At 68.6% G+C, this 18,658-nt stretch carries 14 protein-coding genes; 8 read left to right on the forward strand and 6 right to left on the reverse strand.

All coding sequences use genetic code 11. From position 1 onward, the window contains the following. Genes BMX85_RS18890 through BMX85_RS18910 form a run of 5 tightly spaced genes read right to left on the reverse strand, consistent with a single transcriptional unit; the run spans nucleotide 1 to nucleotide 5,234 of the window. Complete coding sequence (locus tag BMX85_RS18890) at nucleotides 1–837, reverse strand: carbohydrate ABC transporter permease (RefSeq protein WP_090321709.1); 837 nt, start codon at nucleotides 835–837, stop codon at nucleotides 1–3. Next, a complete protein-coding gene (locus BMX85_RS18895; RefSeq protein ID WP_229210560.1) occupies nucleotides 834–1,754 on the reverse strand; it encodes a carbohydrate ABC transporter permease in 921 nt (306 codons plus the stop codon). The genes BMX85_RS18890 and BMX85_RS18895 overlap by 4 nt, the downstream gene beginning before the upstream one ends. After that, complete coding sequence (locus BMX85_RS18900; protein ID WP_304529057.1) at nucleotides 1,751–2,851, reverse strand: ABC transporter ATP-binding protein; 1,101 nt, start codon at nucleotides 2,849–2,851, stop codon at nucleotides 1,751–1,753. Before BMX85_RS18900 ends, BMX85_RS18895 begins: the two co-directional genes overlap by 4 nt. Further along, nucleotides 2,848–3,945 carry a glycoside hydrolase 5 family protein gene (locus BMX85_RS18905; RefSeq protein WP_090321714.1) on the reverse strand — a complete coding sequence of 366 codons (1,098 nt, stop codon included), beginning with the start codon at nucleotides 3,943–3,945 and terminating at the stop codon, nucleotides 2,848–2,850. Before BMX85_RS18905 ends, BMX85_RS18900 begins: the two co-directional genes overlap by 4 nt. A gap of 35 nt (nucleotides 3,946–3,980) precedes the next feature. After that, nucleotides 3,981–5,234 (reverse strand): sialidase family protein, encoded by a 1,254-nt coding sequence (locus BMX85_RS18910; protein WP_143068032.1) that lies wholly within the window; start codon nucleotides 5,232–5,234, stop codon nucleotides 3,981–3,983. A 248-nt stretch (nucleotides 5,235–5,482) separates the two neighbouring features. On the opposite strand from BMX85_RS18910, the gene BMX85_RS18915 reads away from it, so the two are divergent. The 7 genes from BMX85_RS18915 to BMX85_RS18945 all read left to right on the forward strand — a co-directional run bounded on the left by BMX85_RS18915 (nucleotide 5,483) and on the right by BMX85_RS18945 (nucleotide 15,963). Beyond that, nucleotides 5,483–6,451 carry an ArsR/SmtB family transcription factor gene (locus tag BMX85_RS18915; protein WP_090321723.1) on the forward strand — a complete coding sequence of 323 codons (969 nt, stop codon included), beginning with the start codon at nucleotides 5,483–5,485 and terminating at the stop codon, nucleotides 6,449–6,451. Between the two features lie 312 nt (nucleotides 6,452–6,763). Continuing rightward, entirely contained in the window at nucleotides 6,764–9,499 is a 2,736-nt protein-coding gene (locus BMX85_RS18920; RefSeq protein WP_177196812.1) for a TonB-dependent receptor, read from the forward strand. A 125-nt stretch (nucleotides 9,500–9,624) separates the two neighbouring features. Then, nucleotides 9,625–11,148, forward strand: coding sequence for an RICIN domain-containing protein (locus tag BMX85_RS18925; protein WP_090321732.1), 1,524 nt, complete (start codon nucleotides 9,625–9,627; stop codon nucleotides 11,146–11,148). Nucleotides 11,149–11,303: 155 nt separating this feature from the next. Next, on the forward strand, nucleotides 11,304–11,960 hold the full coding sequence (locus BMX85_RS18930) for a TetR/AcrR family transcriptional regulator (protein WP_090321736.1): 657 nt from the start codon (nucleotides 11,304–11,306) through the stop codon (nucleotides 11,958–11,960). Nucleotides 11,961–12,137: 177 nt separating this feature from the next. Continuing rightward, complete coding sequence (locus BMX85_RS18935) at nucleotides 12,138–12,662, forward strand: (2Fe-2S)-binding protein (protein ID WP_307173809.1); 525 nt, start codon at nucleotides 12,138–12,140, stop codon at nucleotides 12,660–12,662. Then, nucleotides 12,659–13,669: an FAD binding domain-containing protein gene (locus BMX85_RS18940; RefSeq protein WP_090321742.1), complete on the forward strand. Its 1,011-nt coding sequence runs from the start codon at nucleotides 12,659–12,661 to the stop codon at nucleotides 13,667–13,669. Before BMX85_RS18935 ends, BMX85_RS18940 begins: the two co-directional genes overlap by 4 nt. A 2-nt stretch (nucleotides 13,670–13,671) precedes the next feature. Next, entirely contained in the window at nucleotides 13,672–15,963 is a 2,292-nt protein-coding gene (locus BMX85_RS18945; RefSeq protein ID WP_090321745.1) for a xanthine dehydrogenase family protein molybdopterin-binding subunit, read from the forward strand. Nucleotides 15,964–15,988: 25 nt separating this feature from the next. On the opposite strand, the gene BMX85_RS18950 is transcribed toward BMX85_RS18945, so the two are convergent. Continuing rightward, nucleotides 15,989–16,915 (reverse strand): LysR substrate-binding domain-containing protein, encoded by a 927-nt coding sequence (locus BMX85_RS18950; protein WP_090321749.1) that lies wholly within the window; start codon nucleotides 16,913–16,915, stop codon nucleotides 15,989–15,991. A gap of 101 nt (nucleotides 16,916–17,016) precedes the next feature. On the opposite strand from BMX85_RS18950, the gene BMX85_RS18955 reads away from it, so the two are divergent. Next, nucleotides 17,017–18,636 carry an FAD-dependent monooxygenase gene (locus BMX85_RS18955; RefSeq protein WP_090321753.1) on the forward strand — a complete coding sequence of 540 codons (1,620 nt, stop codon included), beginning with the start codon at nucleotides 17,017–17,019 and terminating at the stop codon, nucleotides 18,634–18,636. Nucleotides 18,637–18,658 lie beyond the last annotated feature (22 nt).

Consider the following 18,658-nt stretch of genomic DNA (forward strand, 5'->3'; position numbering starts at 1 on the left):
TTAGCGTACCTTGGTGCCGGCAACGGCGGCGACGATATATTGTTGGAAGAAGACGTACAGCACCAGCACCGGCACCGCCGCGAACACCGCCTGCGCCATCAGGAAGCCGAGGCCCTCCGATTGCGCGAAGTTGGTCTGGGTGGCGGCCAGGCCCAGCGTGAGGGTGTAGTTGGCCTGCCGGGTCGCCGAGATCAGCGGCCACAGGTAGTCGTTCCACGCGCTGAGGAAGGTGACGATGCCCAAGGTCGCCTGCACCGGCAAGCTCAGCGGCAGTATCACCCGCGTGAACACGGTCCAGCGCGAGGCGTTGTCGAGCAGCGCTGCCTCCTCCAGGTCGCGCGGGATGGCCTTGAAGTACTGTGTCATCAGGAACACCCCGAACGGCGCGGCCAGGCCCGGCAGGATCAGGCCCGGATAGCTGTTGTGCAGGCCCCAGTCGGCGAACATGCGGTGCAGCGGGATCACCACGGCCGTCTGCGGCACCGCCAGCCCGGCCAGCACGAGCCGGTAGATCCAGGTCTTGCCGGGAAACTCGGTGCGGGCGAAGCCGTAGCCGGCCAGCGACGACAGCAGCAGCACCAGCACCGTCTGGCCGAAGGCCACCACGCAGGAGTTGGCGATCCAGCGGAACACCATCGAGGTGCCGAGGATGTCGCTGTAGTTCTTCAGCGTGTAGGGCGGCGCGAACAGGATGTCGGTGCGCTGCGCCAGCAGCTCGTTGGGCTTGAACGACAGCGCCAGCACCCACAGCAGCGGCGCCACCCAGGCGATGGCGGCCAGCACGGTGGCGCCGAGGATCAGCCGGTTGCCCCAGCGGTTGGTCAGGTTGGGATTCATGCTGGCGCCTTTCCCGCGCGGCGTTCCAGCCAGGCTTGCAGCGACATCCCGGCCAGCATCAGCAGGAACAACGCCTGCGCGCCGGCGGCCGCATAGCCGAGCTGCCATTGTTCGAACATGGCCTCGTAGACGAACATCACCAGGGTCCGGGTGCTGTTGTTGGGGCCGCCCTGCGTCAGCAGCTGGACCTGGCCGAAGACTTGCAGCTGGGCGATCATCTGCGTCAGCGCCACCAGGATCACGCCGTGGCGGATGGCCGGCAGCGTGATGTGGCGGAAGCTGCGCCAGCGGCTGGTGTTGTCGAGCGCGGCCGCCTCGTAGACGTCGTGCGGGATCTGTTGCAGCGAGGCCAGGAACAACATCATCGGCATGCCGATGCCCCACCAGACGGTGGCCAGCACCACGGCAGGCAACGCCAGCCACTCGTGGTTCAGCGGCGCGACGGCGGCCAGGCCGATGCCGTGCATCAGGTTGGCGAGCATGCCGCGCTCGGGCATCAGCACCAGCCGCCAGATCAACGTGACGATGGTGACCGACAGCACGCCGGCGCCGAAGAAGATGCCGCGCAGGATGGCGCTGGCGCGCCCCGGCCGGTTCAGCGCCAACGCCAGCGCCAGGCCGGTGGCCACCATCAGGGGCGTGCACAGCGCCGCGAACAGCACCGTGTTGAGCGCGGCGCGCACGAACATCTCGTCGCGCAGCAGGTCGACGAAGTTGAGCGCGCCGACCCAACGGCCGATATCGGACAGCAGGTCGATCGCGTGGAAACCGAGCCAGACGCCGTCCAGCAGCGGCCAGACCAGCAGGGTCAGATAACACAGCAGGAAGGGCGCGATGAACAGCGGCCCGGCCCAGCCGGCGGCGGCGCCGGCCTCGGTGCGGGTCCCCGGCCGGGACGATGGCAGGTCGCGCATCATGCGGGGTGGTGCGCGGCACCGTCCGCGTCGAACAGGTGGGCGCGTTGCAGGTCCATGCGCAGCGCGATGGTCGAGCCAAGCGCCGGCTCGCCGTGGCGTGGCGCGTCGGCCACCACCAGCAGGCCGTCGGCCAGTTGCACGTGCAGCAGCGTGCGGTCGCCGAGGCGTTCGATGACTTCGACCGTGCCTTGCAGCTGGCCGTCGGGAGCGGGCGTGAGCGCGTCGGGGCGCAGGCCGAGCTCAAGCTCCAGATTGCCGCCGGCCGGAATCGCGGCCACGGCCGTGCGTACGGTGGCGCCGTTGGACAAGGTGACGACGCAGCGGCCGTCTTGGTCGGGCGCGCGCCGTACCGGCAGGAAGTTCATCGCCGGACTGCCGACGAAGCCGGCCACGAAGCGCGTGGCCGGCCGGTCGTACAAGTCCATCGGCGCGGCGAACTGTTCGATGCGTCCCTGGTTCATCACCGCGATGCGGTTGGCCAGGGTCATCGCCTCGACCTGGTCGTGGGTGACGAACAGCATGGTGGCGCCGAGGCGCTTGTGCAGACGCGCCAGTTCCAGGCGGGTGCGGGTGCGCAGCGCGGCGTCCAGGTTCGACAGCGGTTCGTCGAACAGGAAGGCCAGCGGCTCCTTGACCACGGCGCGGCCGATGGCCACGCGCTGGCGCTGGCCGCCCGACAATTGCACCGGCTTGCGCTCCAGCAGCGCCTGCAGTTCCAGCATTTGCGCGGCGCCGTCGACGCGGCGCCCGATCTCCGCCTCGTCCATGCGGATGTTGCGCAGGCCGAAGGCCATGTTGTCGCGCACCGTCATGTGCGGGTACAGCGCATACTGCTGGAACACCATGGCGATGCCGCGCTGGCCCGGGGCCAGGTCGGTGACGTCGCGCCCGCCGATGGTGATGCGCCCGCTCGAGACCGGCTCCAGCCCCGCCAGCATGCGCAGCAAGGTCGACTTGCCGCAGCCCGAAGGTCCCAGCAGCGCGATGAACTCGCCGGCCGCGATCGACAGGTGGAAGTCGGGAATCACCGTGTGTTGACCGTAGCGCTTGCTAACGCCCTGCCATTCGATGCCGCCCAGCTCATGCGCCATGTTCATGGCGCTGTGGCGTGCTGGCGCAGCAGTTCGACCTCGTAGGCGCGGTAGGGCGTGCCGTCGGTGTGCAGCACGTCGTGGAACCACAGCGGCGGCGGGGCGGCGGTGTACGGATTCTTCCACGAGTCCCATGGCATGTGGGTCTGGCTCTTGCCGGACACGAAGCCCCAGTTGATCATGCCCACGTGTTCGGCGCGGGCAATGGCCAACGTGGCGTCGAACGTCGAGCCCATGCCGCGCGCCATGTATTCGGTGCACACCAACGGGCGGCCGTAGGCTTGCAGTTGCCGGATGCGCGACAGGAATTTCTCCGGCCAGCTGTAATCGTGGAAGCTCACCACGTCCGACAGCTCGAGCTGCGCCAGCTGTACCGCGTTGAGCAGCACCGAGGCGGGCGTCCAGTCGTCGCCGAACCACACGCCGCTCGTCAGCGGCTGGCTCGGGGCGCAGGCCTGGGCCCAGCCGAACACCTGCGGCAGCAACTGCGCCACCAGTGCGATCTTGTCTTTTGCCTCGAACTGCTGATAGTAGCCCATGCCGCCGCCCTGATTGTCCGGTTCGTTCCACACATCCCAGCACCACACGCGCTCGTCATTGCCGAAGCAGGTGACGATGTCCTCGACGTAGGCGCGCAGCGCCGGATAGCTGGCCGGATCGGCCAGTTGCGCCGCGCCCGGACTTTGTACCCAGCCCGAATTATGAATGCCAAGCATCGGCTCGCGCTGGCTGCCCAGCACCGGGCGCGGGTCCCAGCACGAGTCGAATAATACCAGCATGGTGCGGATGCCATGCCGGTTGGCGATGCCCAGATAGGTGTCGATACGCTGTTTGAAGCCGGCCGCGTCCTGCGCCCACAGCAGGTCGTGCAGGAACACGCGCATCGTGTTCATGCCCATCCCGGCGGCCCAGCCCAGTTCCAGGTCGATGCGCTCGGCGTCGAAGGTGTCGGCTTGCCACATCTCCAGTTGGTTGATGGCGCTGGCGGGAATGAAATTGGCGCCGAGGATGCGCGGCTGCGCCGCGTACCAGGCATGCGCGCGCTCGGCGCTCCACTTGGGGGCAAGGGGAGCGGCGGACGTGGAAATTGCTGTAGTCATCGTTGGTCTTTCGTGGTCGGGGTGGAGGAGTGGGGTCACGGCGCCAGCGCGGCGCCGCCGAAGCGGGCGCGGCAGCTTGGGCCCTCGGCGCCGTCGGTTTGCACCATCAGCAGCGTCTTGCCGTCGGCGGACGGCAGCAGCGGAGTCGAATAGTTCTGGCACCAGTTGGTCTTGAGCGGCGCGGCCGGCAGCGACAGCGGCGCCGGCGCGACGCGCCACGGGCCGCTGCCATCGGCGCTGGTGTTGGTGAACACCACCTTGCCATTGCCGCTGGCGTCGGGCACGCCGTTCTTGTCGACCAGGATCTGGCCGATGGCGATCAGCATGCCGTTGGCCTGGCCGGCGGCCGGGCTCCAGGCGAAGGTCGGCGCGTGGCGGAAGAACTGGCCGCTGGCGGTCTCTAGGCGGAAACCGGGGTCGTTGGCGGCACCCCAGTCGAGGCCGTCGGGCGAGCGCTTGGCGCGCAGCGCGCAATCGAGCGGGCCGGCGTAGCAGTTCTCGTAAGTCATCAGGTAGGCGCCGGACGGCAGCCTGCGCACGATGGGCATGCCGGGGCGGGCGTTGGCATCGTCGCCGGCGACGATGGTGTGCGGCGCGCTCCAGGTGACGCCGTCGCGGCTGGTGACCCGCACCAGCACCTGCGAATGGCCGTCCAGCGTCTCGTCGGAGTAGTAGCACACCAGTTCGCCGCTGGCGGCGATGGCGAATTCGGGTTCCCAGATGCCCGACGGGCGTTGCATGGTCTTGGCGATGCGGCCCGTGCCGCACAGGGACAGATAGTGCCAGGTGGCGCCGCCGTCGGCGCTGCGGTAGATGCGGTTTTCCATCGGTGTGCCGGCGCGGTCGGCGCCGACCGAGGCCGAGAACAGCAAGGTTCCGGCCGGCAGCGCGCCGATGGCGACCGGCAGTTCGTACAAGGTGCCGCAGCACATGCCGTGTTTGAGTTCCGGATCGGCGATGACGCCGATCCGCTGGAAGCTCTTGCCGTCGTCGGCGCTGCCATGGATGGCGGCGACCGACTGGCCATTTTCGGTCGAGGTCATGCTGGCGACGAGGCGGCCGTTCAACGCCGCGTCCTGGTGGTGTTGCTGGCGCACAAGGCGCGGATAGGCGCCGAAGGCGTCGGCCAGCAACGTGCCGCGCGCGCTGGCGGCGCCGGTTGGCGGCGCGACGGGTGTCGCCGGCCCGGCTGGCGTTGCGGCCGCGATCGAGCCGGTGCCGCCGCAGCCGCCCAGGACGACGGTCGCGCACAGCACAGCGAGGGCGAGGGTGTTATTGTGGCTTGTCATGCTTGTCTCCTTGATGGGTGACCGGTCGGTGCGGCCACGCAGGCCGCACCGCCGGTTCTATAGATAAGGTCGCCGAACAAATAATCACAAACATTTTTGTTGGATTGATTATCGCAACATTTTCCATTAGTGACAAGAATGTTTGTGAGTTATTTTGCTCCTCGGCGATTTTGGCCCCGGGTTATCATGCGGGTGACGGGGCGCGCGGGCGCGAACCAACCAACTTATCTAGTGGAAACGGATGTGACATGGATGTAGTAAATCGGGCCTTGCTGGTCGAGGGGGACGCGGTCTTGCCGCTGGTGAAGGCGCTGTCGTCGGAAACGCGGCAGGCGATGCTGGGCTTGCTGACCCACAAGGTGTTGAACCTGTCCGAGCTGGCCGCGACCATGAACCTGCCGCATTCGACCGTCAGCTTCAACGTCAACCAACTGGAGGCGGTGGGACTGGTGGTGGTCGAGACCGAGCCCGGCACGCGCGGCATCCAGAAGCTGTGCTCGAAGCGCTACGACGAGGTCCGCATCCGCTTGCCGGGCGCGGCGGTCGAGGCGGCGCCCAACCACGTGCAGATCAGCATGCCGATCGGCAGCTACCGCAGCGTCGAGGCCAGTCCGACCTGCGGCCTGGTCAGCGAGACCAAGATCATCGGCATGCTCGACGACCCGCGCTCTTTCTTCGAGCCGGAACACGTCAACGCCCAGCTGTTGTGGTTCGGCGCCGGCCACGTGGAGTATGCGTTCCCCAACAACGTGCCGTACGGCGCCGTCACCACCGAGCTGTCGTTGTCGATGGAGCTGTGTTCGGAGGCGCCCAACTACAATCCGGACTGGCCGTCCGACATCACGCTGTGGATCAACGATGTCGAGGTGGGCACCTGGACGTCGCCTGGCGACTTCGGCGGCAAGGCCGCGCTGCTGACGCCGTCGTGGTGGCAGGTGGAGGGCACCACGTACGGCGTGCTCAAACAATGGAGCGTGAGCGAGCGCGGCGCGATGATCGACGGCGTCTCGCTGGGGGCGACCGCGATCGCCGACCTGAATCTGGCCAAGGCCAACCACATCCGCGTGCGCATCGGCGTCAAGGAGGACGCGCGCAACAAGGGCGGGCTCAATCTCTTCGGCCGCAAGTTCGGCAACTATCCGCAGGACATCGTCATGCGGCTCGGCTTCGTGTTCCCGGCCGGCGCGCCGATTCCGCCGGCCGGCACGCTGGGCTGACTGTCTCGTCTTTCCAACAACTTTAATTGGTGCTTATGGCGGCGGCGGCCGCTTGCGGCCATTTTTTCGTAATATTTCGCTATTTGTCGCAAATATTCTTGATATAAAAAGAAAATACATTCAGTATTGCATCGTTACTTGGGGCATTTCACCGCTTAGTCGCAAGGATTTTTGTGATGAACGCCCGCCCATAACGCATATAAAGCGATGACGCGCCATGCCGGCAACACGGCATCCGGTATCGGTAGCTCACCAGGGCATACCGGATCGGCAGGGATGCAGTCGTCCGATTCCGATAGTGGAGACAAAAACATGCAAGAGTTCAAAAGAACCCCGATCGCGGCGGCGCTGCTCGGCCTGTTGGCGGGCGCGGCGCAGCAAGCGGCGGCGCAGGACAATCCGGTGGAGGCCGCCACGGTGGTGGTGTCCGGCATCCGCCAGAGCGTGCGCAAGGCGGAGGACATCAAGCGCACCGCCGAACAGGTGGTCGACTCGATCAACGCCGAGGATATCGGCAAGTTCCCCGACCGTTCGGTGGGCGAGGCGCTGCAGCGCATTCCCGGGGTGCAGGTCGGGCGCACCGCCAGCGAGGTCAACACCGTGCTGATACGCGGCCTGCCGGATCTGGCGACCACCATCAACGGCAACGAGATCTTCACCGGCGACGGCCGCCGCCTGTCCTACCAGGATTTGCGCATCGAGGGCGTGGCCGGCCTGGACGTGTTCAAGTCGGCCACGCCGAACCAGCAGGAGGGCGGCATCGCCGGCCTGATGGACGTGCGGCTGCGCAAACCGTTCGACTTCAAGGGACTGAGCGCGTCGGGCTTCATCGACGGCGTCAACGTCAATCCGCGCGGCACCAGCGCCAAGTCGTACACCGATCCGTCGCTCGGCGGCCTGATCTCGAACCGCTGGAAGACCCGGCACGGCGACGTCGGCGTGCTGCTGGACGGCACCTATGTCAAGGACCGCTACGTCAATCCGGTGCAATGGTTCGCCGAACCGGGCGGTCCCGGCCTGTGGGCGGTGCGCGCCGACGGCACGGCCTACCGCAACGATCCCGGCAACCCCAACCTGGCGGCGGAGCAGGCCAAGGGCGGCGCGACGACGGCGGCCATCATGCCGTTCCCGGGCGGCGTCTACAACTCCGGCGAGCGCGAGCGCCAGCAATTGCACGGCGCGCTGCAGTGGAAACCGAGCGACAAACTCGAACTCGACAGCCAGTTCATCTACATGGGCTTCCGCAACCGCGGCGCCGAGGATTACCTGTTCGGCGTGGCGCGCGACGCCAACTCGGCCATCAACGTCCAGGTCGCGCCGGACGGCGCCTACTGCGACACCAGCCGCGGCCGAGCCTGTCCGATCGTCTCGGCCGACGTGCTGCCCGATGCCGACGGCGTGGCGCCGTACACGGCCACCAGCACCCAGGCGCGCCAGCAAAAGACCGACACCGGCTACGGCAGCGTGGGCGCCAAGTACAAGGACGGCGCCTGGCAGGCCAGCACCGACCTGGCGTTCACGTATTCGAAGTTCACGGAGGACCGCATCATCGTCGACCAGAGCGTGCCGTTCGCGACCTTGCACGTGGTCGGCCTCGACGGCGGCGGCCACGGCGGGTTCAGCGGCTCGACCCCGGGCAACGCCGGCGCGCTCAGCGATCCGAGCCAGTACGCGCTGCGCGGCTTCTTCCAGTCGTGGGGCGAGAGCAGCGGACGCCAGGTGCAGTGGCGCAATGACCTGAGCTACAAGCTGGGACAGGGCTTCATCAGCAAGCTGTCGGCCGGCGTGCGCCTGTCGTCGCGCGACGCCGAGTTCCACGGCGCCGAGGGCGGCGCCGACACGCCGGGCGGCGTGCGTCCGGTGCCGGTGGGCGTGTTCGGCCCGTCGTTCAACGACGTGGTGCCCGGCGTCGACCGGCTCGGCGGCAGCTACGCGGCGCCGTCGACCAACTTCCTGCTCGATAACCGCGGCCAGGTGCGCCAGTACTACGGCCTGCCGGCCGGACGCCTGCCCGACGATCCCAACCGCCTGTTCAAGCAGACCGAGAAAACCACCAGCGCCTACGGCATGGCCAACTACGGTTTCGACGTCGGCAGCGTCGGCGTCTCCGGCCTGGCCGGCGTACGCGTGAGCCGCCTCGAGCGCGACCTCAGCGGCAATAGCCGCATCGGCGACACCATCAGCAATGTCGACATCAGCACGTCGCACACCGACGTGCTGCCGAGCATTAGCGCCAAGGTCGATTGGGCCGACAACTGGATGTCGCACGTCGGCTGGGGCAAGACCGTGACCCGTCCGGATTTCGCCTCGCTCAACCCGGCGCTGTCGCTGACGCCGCCGTCGATCAACCGTCCGGGCTACGGCACGGCCGGCAATCCCGAGCTCAAGCCGGTCGAATCGAAATCGTTCGACATCACGCTGGAGCGCTACTTCGACAAGGACGGCTACGTCTCGGTGGCCTTCTTCGACCGCCGCATCGACGGCTATCTGCAACCGTTCCAGCAGGTCGAGAACATCAACGGCCTGCCGTACACGGTGACCCGTCCGCAAAACGCCGGCAAGGGCAAGCTGCACGGCTACGAGCTGTCGGCGCAGAAGTTCCTCGACTTTTTGCCGGGCGCGCTGTCCGGGCTGGGCGTGCAGGCCAACTATACGTGGATCAGCGGCACCACCGAGAGCGCCAACACGCTCAACGGCGGCGACTTCACCGTCACGCCGCTGGTCAACGTGGCCAAAAAGAACGCCAACCTGGCGCTGATCTACGAGAAGTACGGCGTCAACGGACGCTTGGCGTACACGCGCCGCGACAGCTATGTCGAATCGTTGAACAATGGCGGCATCCAGCTGCCGGCGACCAACGTGGTGCGCCCGCGCGAGCAGCTCGACCTGTCGATCGGCTACGAGATCAACCAGCATTTGTCGCTGCAGTTCAACGCCTGGAATTTGCTGCGCTCGTCCTATGAAAGCTATAGCGGCCACGAGCAGTTCCCGCGCGACATCCGCTACGACCCCGCCGTGTATTCGCTCGGTCTGCGCTTTAAGTTGTAAGTCCCAGGCAGTAAGCCGGGCCCCAAGCCCGGTGGTCATTCTCCGTTTCACCCTTTCCAGTGTTGTTCTTTCGCAGGGAGCTTGCTCCCTGCTTTTTTTGCATCCAAAAAAATGGAGACACGTCTATGAAAACCCGCGTATTCGCACTGCTGCTGGCGATGTTCTGCTGGCTCGACGTCCAGGCCGCCGTCACCCTGGGCAACCAGGCCTCGTACTACCCGCGCATGATACGGCTGGCCGCCAGCGGCGCGGCCAACAACCGCCTGATCGCCAGCTTCGACTACGGCAACACCCAGAGCACGATCTGGGAGAGCGCCAACAACGGCGCCAGCTGGAGCCAGATCGCCACCATCAACCTGCCCGAGCCCGGCCATTGCTGCGGCGGCCTGTACGAGGTGCCGCAGGCGCTGGGCGGCACGCCGAAGGGCGCGCTGTTGTGGACCACCTCCACCACCAACGGCAACGCCCACGCGATCCGGATCTACCGCAGCCTCGACCAGGGCCGCAACTGGAGCCTGCTGTCGACCCCGGTGACCGGCACGGTCGGCGTGTGGGAGGGCGAGTTCGCCATCGACAGCGCCGGCCGGCTGGTGATGTATTATTCCAGCGAGGAGTACAAGGCCAATGGCTACAACCAGCTGATCGCGCACCGCGTCTCGACCGACGGCGGCGTGACCTGGAGCGGCGACACCATCGACGTCGGCGTCAGCGACGGCAATGTGCAGCGCCCCGGCATGCCGCTGGTGGCGCGCCTGCCCAACGGCGGCTATGTCATGACGTACGAGGTGTGCGGCGCGTCCAACTGCGAGGCGTTCATCCGCAGCTCGGCCAACGGCATCGCCTGGGGCACGGCGTCCAACCTGGGCACGCGCATCGAGTCCAGCTCCGGCAACCACTTCCGCCACACGCCGACGGTGCGCTGGTATAACGACGGCAGCGCCAACGGCCGCCTGCTGGTGACCGGCGAGGTATTGCGCCGCAACAGCGATGGCGCCATCGCCGCCGGCAACGGCCAGACCTATATGTACAATACCAACAACGGCAACGGCCTGTGGACCGAGGGCGCCACGCCGCAGGCGGCGGTCACCATGGGCGGCGCCGACGTCTGCAACGGCTACAGCACCCAGCTGCTGCCGTCGACCGACGGCACCCAGTTGTACGAACTGGTCAACGTCGGCTGCTCGATCAAGTTCGCCACCGGGCCGATGGACAATCCGGTCGCGAGCGGCGTCTACACCTTGATCTCGAAGAACAGCGGCCTGGCGCTGGACGTCGCCGCCTGTGCCGGCGCGGCCGGCGCCAACGTCCAGCAGTGGACGCCGAACGGCGCCAATTGCCAGCGCTGGAACGTGCAGAACAAGGGTAACGGCGACTACGTGCTGACCGCGATGCACAGCGGCCTGGCGCTCGACGTCGACGCCTGCTCGAGCGCCAACGGCGGCAACGTGCAGCAGTGGACGCCCAACGGCGCGGCCTGCCAGGCGTGGCGGCCGGAACCGGTCGGTGACGGCCACTTCCGGTTCGTCTCCCGCAACAGCGGGCTGGTGCTCGATGTCGACGCCTGCTCGACGGCCGCCGGCGCCAACGTGCAGCAGTGGCAGTGGCTCGGCGGCGATTGCCAGCGCTGGCGCCTGCAGCCGGCGCCCTAGCCGCGGTTCGGCGGGCGTACCCGGGCAGGGCGTCGGTCGGCGGGCTCTTGCCGGGTATCGGGGCGCCGCCGGCGCCCGACGCGGATGCGGCCATCGGCGCCATTCGGGTATGCTGTGGTTGGTGATGACCATCAAATTGTGAAAGGTTTCTAAAAATGCAGGACCAGGCCGATCTACTACCGCGCAAGCTGCCGCGCCAGGCGCGTTCGCGGGTGACCGTCGACGCGATTCTCCAGGCCACCACGGAAATGCTCAAACGCAACGACTTCGGCGGCGCCATCACCACCCGCGTCGCCTTGCGCGCCGGCGTCTCGGTGGGCACGCTGTACCAGTATTTTCCGCATCAGGAGGCGCTGCGCTTCGCCGCGCTGCAACGGCATCTGGACGGCCTGGCCGCCGCGCTGGAAGAGCTGTGCGCGCGCCACCGGCGCAAGCCGCTGGCGACGCTGGCGCGCGACTTCGCCACCGGCTACGTGGATTTGAAGCTGGCGCGCGTGGCGGACCGGCAAGCGTTGCAACACCACATGGCCGACCTCGGCATGGAACGGGAAAAATCGGCCGTTTTCGCGCGCACCGAACTGGCGCTGGGCGAGTTGTTGCTCAGCGCGCCGGACGCCGGCTTCGCCGACCCGCGCCAGACCGCCACCGCTTTGTTGGCGGAAATGCATGCGGCGGTGTGGCCGGCGCTGGCGCGTGCCGGCGAGCCGGCCAGAATAACGGGCCTGCGCGACGACATGGTGGGCCTGGTCGGCGAGTATCTTGGCGCGCGCCGGCCGCCGGGGCGCGATTCGTTTGAAATGCGAATAGCCTAAAGCTGCGATTCTGGGCATTATTTCCGTCGTACTGGGCACGCCCAGCAGTGAACGGAGAGCAAGCCAATGAATGATGACAGCGAGCACGCGTCCCCTTTAAAGATCAGTCGCAGGAGACTGCTTATTTCCGGCGCCGGCGCCGCCGCGGCGATTCCGGCATTGGCGCGGGCGGCGGCAATGCCGCCAGCGGCCGCGGGGACGGGCGGGCCCGCCGTGGCCGCCGATGGCATGCTGGTGGAATTGACCGTCAACGGCCGCCATCACCGGCTGCGCCTCGATCCCCGCACGACATTGCTCGACGCTTTGCGCGACGGCCTGGCGCTGACCGGCACCAAGCGCGGATGCGACCACGGCCAGTGCGGCGCCTGCACCGTCCACGTCGGCGGGCGCCGGGTGGTCTCGTGCCTGACCCTGGCCTGCACGGTGCGCGACGCGGTCACCACCATCGAGGGCGTGGCCGACGCCGACGGCACCCTGCATCCGCTGCAACAAGCGTTCATCGAACACGACGCCTTCCAGTGCGGCTTTTGCACGCCGGGGCAGATCATGTCCGGCCTGGCCTGTATCCGCGAAGGGCACGCCGGCAACCCGGACGACATCCGCGAGTGGATGAGCGGCAACATCTGCCGCTGCGCGGCCTATCCGAACATCGTCACCGCCGTCCAGCAGGCCGCCGCGCCGTCGAAAGGAAAATCCTCATGAACCCGTTCGCCTACCGCCGCGCCGACGATGCCGCCGCCGTCCATGCCGGCACCGCGCCCGCCCCGGCCGGCGCGCCGCCGGCGCAGTTCCTGGCCGGCGGCACCACCCTGGTCGACCTGATGAAACTCGATGTGATGCGTCCGGCCCAGATCATCGACATCAACGGCCTGCAGCGCGTCTACGGCGGCATCGCGGCCGGCCGCGACGGCTTGCTGCTGGGCGCGCTCGCCCGCATGAGCCAGGTCGAGGCCGACGCCGCCGTGCGGCGCAACTACCCGGTCATCGCCCAGGCGCTGCAACAGGCCGCCAGCCCGCAATTGCGCAATATGGCCAGCCTGGGCGGCAACGTGCTGCAACGCACGCGCTGCGCCTATTTCCGCGACCCCGGCTACAGCGCCTGCAACAAACGCAATCCCGGCTCGGGCTGCGCGGCGCTCGACGGCGCCAACCGCAAGCACGGCCTGTTCGGCACCAGCGAACGCTGCATCGCCACCTACCCGGGCGATTTCGCCCAGGCGCTGGTGGCGCTCGGCGCGACGGTGCAACTGCGCGGCCCGGCCGGCGCGCGCACCATCCGCTTCGAGGACTTGCACCTGCCTTACGGCGACCGGCCGCACATCGAAACCACGCTGCGCCCGGGCGAACTGATCACCGCCTTCCACGTGCCGGCCGCGCCGTACACGCGCCGCTCGCTGTACCTGAAAATCCGCGACCGCCGCTCGTACGCGTTCGCGCTGACGTCGGCGGCGGTGGCGCTCGACCTCGGCCCCGGCGGCGTGGTGGCCGAGGCCCGCATCGCGCTGGGCGGCGTGGCCAGCCGGCCGTGGCGCGCGCACGCGGCCGAGGCGGCGCTGCGCGGCCAGCCGCTGACCGAGGCCAGCGCCCGCCACGCCGCCGACGTCGCCTTCGCCGATGCTCGCCCGCACGGCCAGAACGCCTTTAAAATTGAACTCGGCAAGCGCACCGTGGCGCGCGCGCTGCTGGCCGCCGCCGCCCTGGAGATCTGAACATGACCGTCATCGACACCCGCCTGGCGCCCGGCGCCATCGGCAAACCGCAGACCCGCATCGACGGCGTCGCCAAGGTCACCGGCGCCGCCCTGTACCCGTCGGACCAGCCGCTCACCAATCCGGCCTTCGCCTACCTGGTCACCAGCACCATCGCCCGCGGCCGCGTGGCGCGCATGGACTTCGCCCGCGCGCGCGCCGTGCCGGGCGTGCTCGATATCCTCTGGCACGGCAACGTCGGCGGCCAGGCCAAGCCGCCGCCGGCCGTCGGCGGGCGCGGCAAGTCGACCACCACGATGGAAAGCGACAAGGTCTGGCATATCGGCCAGATCATCGCGGTGGTGGCGGCCGAGACGCTGGAGGCGGCGCGCCAGGCCGCCCACCTGGTCGAGGTGGTGTACGAGGCCGAGGCGCCGTCGGCGACCTTCGGCAGCGCCGGCGCCACCGAGCAGTCGCTGGCCGAGGCCACCGCCGCCGACCGCCAACCCTATAAAGACATCCAGGTCGGCGACGCCCCGGCCGCCTTCGCGGCGGCGCCGGTCAAGGTCGAAGCCAGCTACTCGACGCCGACCCAGCACCACAACGCGATGGAGCTGTTCACCACCACCTGCGAGTGGCACGGCGCCAAGTTGACGATCCACGAGCCGAACCAGTTCCTGCACGGCTTGCGGGCCGAGGTGGCGGCGCAACTGGGCATCGGCGCCGACGATGTGCGCGTGCTGTCGCGCTACTTGGGCGGCGCCTTCGGCGGCAAGGGCGGCACCACCGCGCGCACCGCGTGGATCGCCATCGCCGCGCGCCGCCTCAAGCGCCCGGTCAAGCTGGAGGCCACGCGCAAGCAGGGCTTCACCATCGCCACCTACCGCGCCGAAACGCGCCACCGGGTGCGGCTGGCGGCCGGCCGCGACGGCCGCATCGAGGCGCTGATGCACGAGAGCTGGGAAGCGACGTCGCGTCCGTCGACCTACACGGTGACCGGCGTCGACACCGTCTGCCGCCTGTACCGGGCGCCGGCGATCCAGACCCGCGTCAACCTCGTCCACCTGGACCGCAACACGCCCGGCTACATGCGCTCGCCGCCGGACACGCCGTACCTGTTCGCGCTCGAATCGGCGATGGACGAACTGGCGTACGCGCTCGATCTCGATCCGATCGAGCTGCGCCGCCGCAACGACGCCCAGCGCGATTCGGTGCGCGACCGGCCGTACACCTCGCGCCACCTGAACGAATGCTTCGAGCAGGGCGCCCGCGCGTTCGGTTGGGACCAGCGGGCGAGGGCGCCGGCGCAAATGCGCGACGGCGACTGGCTGATCGGCTACGGCTGCGCGGCGTCCACGCTGCACACCAGCATCGACGCGGCGTCGGCGCGCGTCACCCTGACCGCCCAGGGCCGGGTCAAGGTTGAGATGGCGGCCCTCGACTTCGGCAACGGCACCTATACCGTGATCGCCCAGGTGGCGGCCGACCGGCTGGGCGTGCCGATCGACGCGGTCGACGTGCAACTGGGCGACAGCGACCTGCCGGCGGCCGGCTACGCGGCCGGCTCCAAGCATTGCGCCACGGTCAGCAACGCCGTCGCCAAGGGCTGCGAGCTGCTGCGCGCGCGCATTGCGCTGGCGGCCACCGGCGCCGCCGACGGCCCGTTCGCCGGCCGCGACCCGGCCACCCTGGAGCTGCGTGACGGCACCCTGCGCGGCGCCGACGGCGCCGGCGAGCCGCTGCAAAAAGCCGTGGCCCGCGCAGGCGGGCGGCTCGAGGTCTACGCCGAGCACATCCCGGCCGGGGCGCCGGCCGATGCCGTGGCCAATACCTGGCAGGGGCGTTTCTCCAGCGTCGCCGGCACCCGCCTGCCGCACGAGATCCGGGCCGCCTTCGGCGCCCAGTTCGTCGAGGTGCGGGTCCACGCGCGCACCCGCGAGATCCGCGTCGCCCGCGCGCTGGGCGCCTACGCGGCCGGCACCATCATCAACCCGGTCACCGCCAGGAGCCAGCTGATGGGCGGCATCATCTGGGGCCTGTCGGCCGCGCTGTTCGAACAGACCGAGATCGACGCCAAGCGCGCCACCTACGTCAACGACGAACTGGGCGAATACCTGGTGCCGGTGAACGCCGACATCGGCTCGGTGGAGGTGCTGATGCTGCCCGAGCGCGACCCCGGCATCAACGAACTGGGCGTCAAGGGCATCGGCGAGCTGGGCATCACCGGCATGAACGCGGCGGTGGCCAACGCCGTCTACCACGCCACCGGCGTGCGGGTGCGCGACCTGCCGATCCGCATCGACCAGCTGCTGTAAGGCTGGAATCAGGGCCGGGGCCGGGTCAGGGCCCCGGCCGCGCGGCCGCGCGCGCCTGCAGCAGATGCGCGCTGGCGCGCCGTATCATGTCGCAGAAGTATTCGGCCGCCGGCGTCAGCGGCAGGTCGGCGCGCCGCACGATGCAGATCGGCGCCGCCGGCAGCACCTCCTTCACCTTGATGATGTCGAGCGCGTCGCGGGTGACGTCGAAATCCGCCCACTGCACCGGCAGCATCGTCAGCAGGTCGGAATAGGCGATCGAGGTGACGTAGGTCAGCGCCGAGTGCGCCCGCATCACCAGGCGCGGCGGCGGCAGGCCGTGCTGGGCGAACAGCGGCCCCAATTCCTCGTAGGCCTTGTGCGTGACCGAGGTGGTGGCCCATTCGGCGTCCTTCAACTGCGCCAGCGAGGTCGCCGCGCTGAGCGGATGGCCGCGCCGGCACATCACCACGCGCGTATTGTCGAACAGTTTTTCCACCACCAGGTCGCTGCCGGCCGGCAGTGCCGGCGCCGGGCCGACGTAGCAGTCGAGCATGCCGTTGCGTAGCATCGGCTCGGCCGTCGGAAACACGCCGTCGCGCAGGTCCATCATCACGTCGGGGTAGCGCAGCCGGAACTCCCTGAGCGCATACGGATACAGCGCGATGTGCGGCACCGTCGACATGCACACCTGCAGGGTGCCGGCCGTGTCGCCGCGCAGCTGCGCGATCTCCTCCTGCGCGCGCCGCACCTCGCTGTTGATGGTCTTGGCGCGGTCCAGGAAGCGCAGGCCGATCGCCGTCAGCGCCACGCCGCGCGCGCCGCGTTCAAACAGCGTCACGCCCAGTTCATGTTCGAGTTCCTGCATGCTGCGGGTCAGCTGCGGCTGGCTGACGTCGAGGTGGCGGGCCGCCGCGCGCACGCTGCCCTTGTCGGCGATGGCCAGCAGCTGGCGGATTTGGCTGAGTTTCATGGTGATGCGATTGTAGTATCACTGGCCGCGTTTTGTCATCTTTTGTAATCGTGTGTGGCGGTCTAGACTCGCTTCATAAGAACTAGCCACGGAGACAAAACATGAATGACGCAATCGACAACACGACCGAGGTGCTGATCTGCGGCGCCGGCCCGGCCGGACTGGCGCTGGCGATCGAACTCGGTTCGCGCGGGATTTCCTGCCTGGTCATCGAGCGCAACGAGCGGGTCGGCGCCGCGCCGCGCGCCAAAACCACCAACGTGCGCACCCGCGAGCACCTGCGGCGCTGGGGCATCGCCGCCACGCTGGCGCAGGCCTCGCCGCTGGGCCTGGACTATCCGTCGGACGTGATGTTCGTCACCCGGCTGGGCGGCTATCCGCTGGCCCGCTTCGAGAACGCCTTCAACTGCGCCCCCGAACGCGACGAATTGTATTCCGAGCACGCGCAGTGGATTCCCCAATACACGCTGGAGAAGGTGCTCAAGGCGCATGCGCAAACGCTGGCCGGCGTGCGCTTCCGCTTCCTCACCGAACTCGTATCGTTCGAGCAGGACGAGCATGGCGTGCGCGCCACGGTGCGCGCCACCGGCGGCGGCGCCGCGCAGGCGATCGTGTGCCAGTACCTGGTCGGCGCCGACGGCGCCCGCAGCACGGTGCGCGGCGCCATCGGCGCCAGGATGGAAGGCGCCTACGGCCTATCGCGCAACTACAACATCGTGTTCCGCGCGCCGGGCCTGGCCGCCGCCCACCCGCACGGCCAGGCCATCATGTACTGGCAGATCAACGCCGACACACCCAGCCTGATCGGGCCTATGGACAGCGGCGACACCTGGTTCTTCATGCCCACCGGCGTGCCGGAAGACTTCAAGGTGACCGACGCCGAGGCGGCGGACCTGATCCGCAAGGCCACCGGCATCGACCTGCCGTATGAAATCGTCAGCACCGACGAATGGGTGGCCAGCCGCCTGATCGCCGACCGCTACCAGGACCGCCGGGCGATCCTGATCGGCGACGCCTGCCACCTGCATCCACCGTTCGGCGGCTACGGCATGAACATGGGCGTGGCCGACGGCGTCGATCTGGGCTGGAAGCTGGCGGCCGTGCTGCGGGGCTGGGGCGGACCGGCGCTGGTGGCCAGCTACGAGACCGAGCGGCGCCCGGTACACCAGCGCGTCATGGACGAGGCGGTGGCCAACCACGCGGTGCTGGGCAAGCAGCTGACGCAGGAAGGCAGCGAGGACGACGGCCCCGTCGGCGCGCGCCTGCGGGCCCAGATCGGCGCCGCCATCCGCGAGGTCAAGGCGCGCGAATTCAACACCCTGGGCGTGGTGCTCGGTAGTCATTATCGCGGCTCGCCGCTGGTCGCCTTGGAGGGCGCCGCGCCGCCGTCCACGGTGTCGCGCTTCACGCCGTCGGCCTGCGCCGGCGATCTGGCGCCGCACGCCTGGCTGGCCGACGGCAGCTCGCTGTACGACGGCTTCGGCCACGGCTACACCTTGCTGGCCACCGGCGGCTGGACGGCGGCCGACGCCGCCCAGGCCAGCGCCGACGCGGCGCAGCTGGGCGTGCCGCTGCATCTGTATCAACCGGCCTATGACGGACTGGCGCTGCTGTACCAGGCGCGCCTGGCGCTGATCCGTCCCGACCAACACGTCGCCTGGCGCGGCGACAGCTGGCCGCACGATGGCAAGGCGCTGCTGCGCCGTGTCTGCGGCTGGTAACTGAACCCTGCAACTTCAACTG

This window comes from Duganella sp. CF517 (assembly GCF_900110275.1).
GTDB lineage: Bacteria > Pseudomonadota > Gammaproteobacteria > Burkholderiales > Burkholderiaceae_D > Rugamonas.